Annotated in this window: 1 protein-coding gene; it reads right to left on the bottom strand. The window is 65.3% G+C overall.

Going from position 1 to position 265, the window contains the following annotated elements:
* Positions 1 to 265 (bottom strand): hypothetical protein (locus ACCD02_RS32745; RefSeq protein WP_413310734.1); only part of this gene is annotated, 265 nt, incomplete at both ends.

Genomic DNA, 265 nt, shown 5'->3' on the forward strand with positions numbered 1-265 from the left:
GTCAGGCGATCCTCTGCTTTGGCGTAACGGGCCTGGCTGGCCTTGCTGTCGCTCGCCGCCTCGGCAAGCTTTTCACGGGAGGCGTCGACGGCCGCCACGGCGGTGTTCACCGCGCCTTGCAGGGTGTCGTAGATGCTCATCAGAGCACTGCTGAGGTTCTTGCCGCTGACCGTCAGAAAGTTGTTGAAGCTGCCGCCTGCCGACAGGTTGGCCACGATCACCGCGTCCAGGGTGGTTTGCTGGTCCGGGGCGGGGGCGTTCCTGT

It is taken from the genome of Pseudomonas sp. Pseusp88, from assembly GCF_047303955.1.
Classification (GTDB): Bacteria; Pseudomonadota; Gammaproteobacteria; order Pseudomonadales; family Pseudomonadaceae; genus Aquipseudomonas.